1 protein-coding gene is annotated in these 534 nt (G+C 42.1%); it reads left to right on the top strand.

Annotation, left to right across the window (positions count from 1 at the left end; translation table 11 throughout):
* Positions 1–534, top strand: a 534-nt coding sequence (locus A3766_RS07845; RefSeq protein ID WP_304440942.1) for a 7TM diverse intracellular signaling domain-containing protein, incomplete at both ends; no start/stop codon positions are given.

Genomic DNA, 534 nt, shown 5'->3' with positions numbered 1-534 from the left:
AGCACGCTCTTACCTTATGCAGTCATGATTCCTTATGGTGCGGCTTTGGCGATCGTTACTTGTTCGTCTATTTTATTTATTAGTTACTATGTCACGATCAAATCGAGACAAAAATATGCGACGTACTTTTCGGTTGCCTGGAGTATGTTTCTAATTGGCACCGTTATATTGGCCATGAACAAATTTGGCTTACTGCCTAGAAATGGGCTAACGGAGTCTGCAGCGCAAATTGGCTCAGCTATTGAAATTATTCTCTTGTCTTTTGCTCTTGCGGAACGCTTGCATGACGCTACTTCGCGCCGTTTTAAAGCTGAAGCAGAAACCTTGCAAGTGAAGGAAAAGCTGATCGAGACCAAGCAGATGCAAAATGAAGCATTAGAGGTAGAAGTTGAGCAGCGAACCAGAGACTTACGACTGGCTTTAGAAAAGGTCAATAAATTAAACTCCGAACTTGAAGATCTATCAACACTTGATCAAGTCACCGGGGTTAGAAATCGTCGTTATTTTGATGAAATGATGGAGCGAGAGTTTCGT

Source organism: Oleiphilus sp. HI0132 (assembly GCF_001635845.1).
This window is presented reverse-complemented; position numbering and strand designations above follow the sequence as displayed.